Below are 7,238 nucleotides of genomic sequence, written 5' to 3' on the forward strand. Positions count from 1 at the left end.
GGCGCTGCCACGCCCTTCAACGCCCACGCCGCATGGATCGCCGGCAACGATCCATCGCTCGATGCCGACAGCCGTTGGAGCATGCAGGATGCACACCTGGAAGTAACGTTCCGCGCCCCCTACGCCACCGCCGCCATCGACCTGCTCGCCGCCGGCGTGCTGCGCGCGCTGGCATGGCTAAGCGCTCCCGCCGACAGCGACTTGTCGTCGTTCGATGTCTGCGATCCCGGCGAACGCCAGCGCATGCTGGTCGAATGGAACGCCACCGCCATGCCGCGCCGTGACGCCGATACGGTGCATGCGCTGTTCGCGCAACAGGCGCGCCAGCATGCCGATTCGCCTGCGATCGAATCGCTCGACGGCAGCCTTTCCTATGCCGAACTGGATGCGCGCGCCGCGCGCATCGCCGCGGGCCTGATGGCGGCCGGTGTCGGCATCGGCGCCCCGGTCGCGTTATTGCTGGAACGTTCGCCCGAGGCGCTGGTGGCCATACTCGGCATCCTCAAGGCGGGTGCGGCTTATCTACCGCTGGATCCGAGCTATCCCGCAGAACGCCTCGCCTTCGTGATCAACGATGCGCATGCCGCCCTGGTCATTGCCGGCGAAAACCCGCCAGCATTGCCCGATGTCCACGTTCCCGTCGTGCAGCTCGATCAGCTGCAAGGCGATGCGTCGGCGTACCAGCCGCCTGCCGTCGACGCGAGCGCCCTCGCCTACGTGATGTACACCTCCGGTTCCACCGGTACGCCCAAGGGCGTGGAGATCACCCACCGTTCGATCATCCGGCTGGTGCGCGATGTCAGCTATGTCGACCTCAGCGCCAAGCCACGCGTGTTGCACGCGGCGCCGCTGGGCTTCGACGCCTCGACGCTGGAAATCTGGAGTGCGCTGCTCAATGGCGGCACCTGCATCGTGCACGGTGAACGCATTCCCACCGGCTGCGGCCTGGAAGACACCATCGAACGCCACGGCGCGCGCATCGCGTGGCTGACGGCAGCCTTGTTCAACGCGATCGTCGACGAGGATGCGCGCAAGCTGCGCGGCCTCGAGCAACTGCTGATCGGCGGCGAAGCCTTGTCGGTCGCGCATGTGCGCAAGGCCTACGCCGCCCTGCCCGAGATCACCATCCTCAACGGCTACGGCCCGACCGAGTGCACCACCTTTTCGGCTACCTATCGCATACCGCGCGCTATCGATGCCGACAGTCGCTCGATCCCGATCGGCGGCCCGATCGCCGATACCACGCTGTACGTATTGAACAGCCGCGGCGAGCCGGTGCCGGTGGGCGTGATCGGCGAGCTGTACATCGGCGGCGCCGGCCTCGCGCGTGGTTATCTGGCGCGGCCGGAATTGACCACCGAAAAGTTTGTCGCGCATCCGTTCGGCGCCCGCGGCGAACGCCTGTATCGCACCGGCGATCTGGTGCGCTGGTTGCCGGAAGGCGTGATCGAGTTCGTCGGCCGCGCGGATGGCCAGATCAAGATTCGCGGCTATCGCATCGAGATCGGTGAAATCGAAGCGGCCCTGCAGCGTCTGCCCGGCTTGCGCGCATGCGCCGTGCTCGCGCGCGAAGACCGACCCGGACACAAGCGGCTGGTGGTGTATTACGTCGCCGACGATGCGTCGATCAGCGCACGCACATTGCACGACCATCTGGCGCGTGCATTGCCGGATTTCATGGTGCCAGCCATCTATATCGCGATGGACGCCCTGCCCGTCACCGCTAACGGCAAGCTCGACCGCCGTGCGCTGCCCGCGCCGGACAATCGCCGTCCCGATCTGGCCGATCCCTACGTGCCTGCGATCGGGCCCACCGAGCAGCGGCTGTGTGAACTGTTCGCCGACGTGCTGGGGCTGGACCGGGTCGGTCGCAACGATCATTTCTTCGCGCTGGGCGGAAACTCGCTGCTGGCCGTGCGCACGGTGACGCGCATGCATGCCGAACTGGCGACGGACGTGCCCACCATCGCCGCCTTCTTCGGCACGCCCACGCCGGCCGCGCTTGCGGCCATGATCGACAACGGCGGCGTGCGTGCGGCGCTGGCGTCGCGTCTTTCGCAGCATCGCTCGCCAACCGACGCCGAACCCGTCGCCATCATCGCGATGGCCGGGCGCTTCCCTGGTGCGAACGATGTGGAGGCGTTCTGGGAAAACCTCTGCGCCGGGCGCGAATCGATCACTTTCTTCGGCGCCGACCAGCTCGATGCCAGCATTCCGGCCGAACAGCGCAACGATCCGGCGTACGTCGCGGCACGCGGCGTCATCGACGGGGTGGAGAACTTCGACGCCGCCTTTTTCGGCATCTCGCCGCGCGAAGCGGAGCTGATGGATCCGCAGCAGCGAATCTTCCTGGAACTGTGCTGGGAATGCCTGGAGCGCGCCGGCTACGTGCCGGACGAACACGACGTACCGGTGGGCGTGTTCGGCGGCATGCACAACGCCACCTATTTCCAGCGCCACGTCAGCACGCGGCCGGATCTGGTCGAAAAGCTCGGCGCCTTCCAGGTGATGCTGGGCAACGAAAAGGACTATCTCGCTACGCGCGTCGCGCACAAGCTCAACCTTACGGGCCCGGCGATCAGCATGAACACCGCGTGCTCCACGTCGCTGGTCGCACTGTGCCAGGCCTTCGACGCCTTGCGTGCAGGCCACTGCGACATGGCGCTGGCCGGCGGCTCGTCGATCACCTGTCCGCCGCACAGCGGTTACATGGCGCAGGAAGGTTCGATGCTGTCGCCCGATGGGCACACGCGCAGCTTCGATGCCGACGCACAGGGCACGGTATTCAGCGATGGCGCCGCGGTCATTTTGTTGAAACGGCTTGCCGACGCCTTGCGTGATGGCGATCCCATCTGCGCCATCGTGCGCGGCGCCGCGGTGAACAACGATGGCGGCCTCAAGGCGAGCTTCACCGCGCCGAACAGCGCCGGGCAAGCGGCCGTGATCACCATGGCGCTGGAAAACGCCGGGGTGTCGGCCCAGACGATTTCCTACGTGGAAACCCACGGCACGGCCACGCCGCTGGGCGATCCCATCGAGATCGAGGGATTGACGCAGGCATTCCGTCAGAGCACCCACGAACGCGGCGTCTGCGCGATCGGTTCGGTCAAGAGCAATGTCGGCCATCTGGTGATGGCGGCCGGCGCGGCCGGCGTGATCAAGACCGCGCTGGCGCTGGCCGAACGGCGTTTGCCGCCGTCGCTGCACTTCCGCGCCAGCAACCCCAAGCTCGATCTGGGCAACTCGCCGTTCTTCGTCAACGATACCCTGCGCGCATGGACGTCGAACGGCGGTCCGCTGCGTGCCGGGGTCAGTTCGTTCGGCGTCGGCGGCACCAACGCGCATGTGGTGCTGGAAGAGCCGCCGCTGCGCGAGCCTTCCGATGCCGCCAACGGTCCCCAGCTGTTGCTGCTTTCCGCGCGCAGCGAGGCGGCGCTTGGCCATGCGGCGGCGCAATTGGGCGAGCATCTTTCCACGCGGCCGGACACCAACCTCGCCGACGTGGCCTTCACGCTGTGCAAGGGGCGCAAGGTTTTCGCGCAACGCATGCATATGGTTGCCGACAGCGTCGACGATGCCGCAAAACGCTTGCGCGAACTGGCGCAGTCGCCGGCCGCGAAGACTGCGCTGCATCCGGCACCCGGTGTCGTCTTCATGTTCCCCGGCCAAGGTTCGCAATACGCCGGCATGGGACGCGAGCTCCATGCCGCCGAACCGGCCTTCCGCGCCGCGCTGGACGAATGCGCCGAGATACTTCGCGACGAACTTGGCTTCGACCTGCGCGAGCGGCTGTTTGCCGACGATGCCGAGGCACTGCGCGCCACCGGGCTGACCCAGCCGGCGATCTTCGCAATGGAATATGCGTTGGCACGGTTGTGGATGAGCTACGGCGTGATGCCTGCCGCCATGGTCGGCCATAGCGTGGGCGAATTCGTCGCGGCGGTGATTGCCGGCGTGATGAGTCTGGCCGATGGCGCGCGCCTGGTGGCCAAGCGCGGCCGCCTGATGCAGGCGCTGCCGGCCGGTTCGATGCTGTCGGTGCGTATGGACGCCAGGCAATTGTTGGCGCGGCTTCCGGCTACGTTGTCGCTTGCTGCGGAAAACGCACCGAATGCCTGCGTGGTCTCGGGCGAAACGCCACGGGTGCAGGCGTTCCAGGCGGAGCTGGAACAAACCGGCATCGCTTGCCGGATGCTGCATACGTCGCACGCTTTCCATTCTTCCATGATGGATCCCGCGTTGCCCGCGTTCCGGCAGGCGGTCGAACAGATCGCACTGTCACCGCCTTGCATGCCGATTGCCTCGACGTCGACCGGCGGCATGCTGAGCGACGGCGAAGCGACGTCCGTCGATTACTGGACGCAGCACCTGCGCAGCACCGTGCATTTTTCCAGCGCGCTGCAAAGCCTGCTGGCCGATCCGCAGCATGCTTTCCTGGAAGTAGGGCCGCGCACCACGCTCAGCCTGCTGACGCGGCAGCATGCGCAAAGCCGTGGGCGGATCGTGCTGGCCTCGCTGGCTGACCTGCCGTCGAACGAACGCGCCGCCTGGCTCGATGCGGTCGGGCAACTGTGGTCGTGCGGCGTCGACGTGGCCGTCGATCGATTGGATCGGCGGCAGCGCAAGCATCGCGTGCGCCTGCCCACCTACCCCTTCGAACGCAAGCGTCACTGGATCGATGCGCCAGCGGCTGCCGCTTCAGTACCTGTAGCCGCGGCATCCAACGTCGTCACGCTTCCGCTGCGCGCCGATGTCGCTGCGGCGTCCGCCACACCTCTCAACCTCATTCCGGAGGCCACCATGGCCCCAGCCTCACCCGCTACTTCTCAGCGCGCCACGCGCCTGATCGCGCAACTCGTCGCGCTGTTCGAGGACGTTGCCGGCGCCGAGTTCGATGGCGTGGATCCGGCGACGCATTTCGTCGAACTCGGTCTCGATTCGCTGTCGCTGACTCAGGTAGCGCTGCAACTGCAGAAGACCTTCGCGCTGAAGATCACGTTCCGCGAGCTGATGGAATCCTGTTCCTCGTTCGAAAACCTCGCCCAGCATATCGACCGGCTGCTGCCGCCCGAGGCTGCCGCAGTCGCCACGGCGACCGATGCAGTCCCCGCCGCCGCGGCGGCCACTCCCGTCGCGGCAACCAGCCAGGTAACGGTTATGTCCCTCCCGACAAGCGGTGGATTGATCCAGGACGTGATCCAGCAGCAAATGCTGATCATGCAACAGCAACTGGCGCTGCTCGCCCAGGCCGGCAGCGCCGCGACGGCACCCATGGCGGCGCCGCCGGCCGCATCGCCCGCGCCCGTTGCAGCGAAACCGGCAGCGCCTGCCGCCGATGCGCCGGCAGACGAAGAAGCCACGCTGGCGCACACCACCTACGACGTCAAAAAGGCGTTCGGTGCGATCGCGCGCATCCATTCCGGCTCGACCGAGCTGACCGGCCGCCAGCGCGTGCGGCTGGATGCCTTCATGCGCCGCTACATCGAACGCACCAAGCGATCGAAAGCCTATACGCAGGAACATCGCCCGCACCTGGCCGATCCGCGCGTGGTCAACGGCTTCCGGCCGCTGCTGAAGGAAATCATCTACCAGATCGTGGTCGAGCGTTCCAAGGGCCCGAAAGTGTGGGACCTGGATGGCAACGAATACGTCGACGCGTTGAACGGCTTCGGCATGAACCTGTTCGGCTGGCAGCCGGATTTCGTGCTGGACGCGGTGCGCAAACAGCTCGATGCCGGCTATGAGATCGGTCCGCAGCATCCGCTGGCCGGCGTCGTCGCCAGGCAGATCTGCGAGCTCACCGGCTTCGATCGCGCCGCGCTGTGCAATACCGGCTCCGAAGCGGTGATGGGCACGGTGCGCGTGGCGCGCACCATCACCGGCCGCGATACGCTGGTGATCTTCACCGGTTCGTACCACGGCATCTTCGATGAAGTGATCGTGCGCGGCACCAAGAAGCTGCGTTCGGTGCCAGCCGCGCCGGGCATCCTGCGCAATACCTCCGAACATGTGCTGGTGCTGGACTACGGCACGCCCGAATCGCTGGCGATCATCCGCGAGCGCGCCGCCACCATCGCCGCCGTGCTGGTCGAGCCGGTGCAAAGCCGCCGCCCCGACTTCCAGCCGCGCGAATTCCTGCAGGAGCTGCGTGCGATCACCAGCGATGCCGGCGCGCTGCTTATCTTCGACGAAGTGGTCACCGGTTTCCGCTCGCACCCGCGCGGTGCGCAAGCGGTACTTGGCATCGATGCGGACCTGGCTTCCTACGGCAAGGTGGTCGGCGGCGGTTTCCCGATCGGCGTCATCGCCGGCAAACGCAAATTCATGGACGCGCTGGACGGCGGCGGCTGGCAATACGGCGACGCGTCGATTCCCACCGTGGGCGTCACTTATTTCGCCGGCACCTTCGTGCGGCATCCGCTGGCCCTGGCCGCCGCGCATGCCGTGCTCGATCACCTGAAGACGGAAGGCGCGGGGCTGCAGGAACGGCTCAATGCGCATACCGCTTCACTGGCCGAGGAACTCAATGCGTTCTGCGCGGGCGTGGGCGCGCCGATCAAGGTGGTTCACTTTGCGTCGGTGTGGAAAACCAGTTTCCTGGAAGACCACCCGCTGCAGGATCTGCTGTTCGCGATGATGCGCAGCCGCGGCATCCATATTCTCGACAACTTCCCCTGCTTCTTTACCACCGCGCATCGCGAGGAAGATTTCGTCGCGATCGCCAAGGCGTTCAAGGAATCGGTGCTGGAATTGCAGGAAGCCGAATTCCTTCCGCGCAACAAGAAAGTCGAAGCGCACGCGCTGGATGCGGACAAGCCGCCGGTCGCCGGTGCGCGGCTGGGCAAGGATGCGGAAGGCAGGCCGACCTGGTTTGTGCCGAATCCGGATGTGCCGGGGAAGTACATGGTGGTGAGTGGCGGCGCTCAGTGACATGAATACTTTTCTTGTCAATCGCGCAGATCTCACGCTCGCCAGAACCTGTCCCCTCCCCTGCTTGCAGGAGAGGGAGCAGTTTGAGCGGAAGGCAAGCCGATCTGATTCGTACCGAATCCGGGTATGCCGGGGAAATACATGCGATCTCGCGCTCGCCAGGATACGTCCCCTCCCCTGCTTGCAGGGGAGGGCTAGGGTGGGGTGCGAGCGAAGCGAGCGGGACGTCACGACGGCATTAGGCGCCCCGCTAAAGCACAAACAACCCCACCCCACCTTGTCCTGCTTGCAGGACGAGAAAAGAAAAA

1 protein-coding gene is annotated in these 7,238 nt (G+C 66.0%); it reads left to right on the forward strand.

The features are described 5' to 3' along the window. Nucleotides 1–81: 81 nt before the first annotated feature. On the forward strand, nucleotides 82–6,930 hold the full coding sequence (locus VMA74_RS12340) for a polyketide synthase (protein WP_325367342.1): 6,849 nt from the start codon (nucleotides 82–84) through the stop codon (nucleotides 6,928–6,930). Nucleotides 6,931–7,238 lie beyond the last annotated feature (308 nt).

Origin of the sequence: Dyella sp., assembly GCF_035508675.1 — a bacterium.
Lineage (GTDB): Bacteria > Pseudomonadota > Gammaproteobacteria > Xanthomonadales > Rhodanobacteraceae > Dyella_B.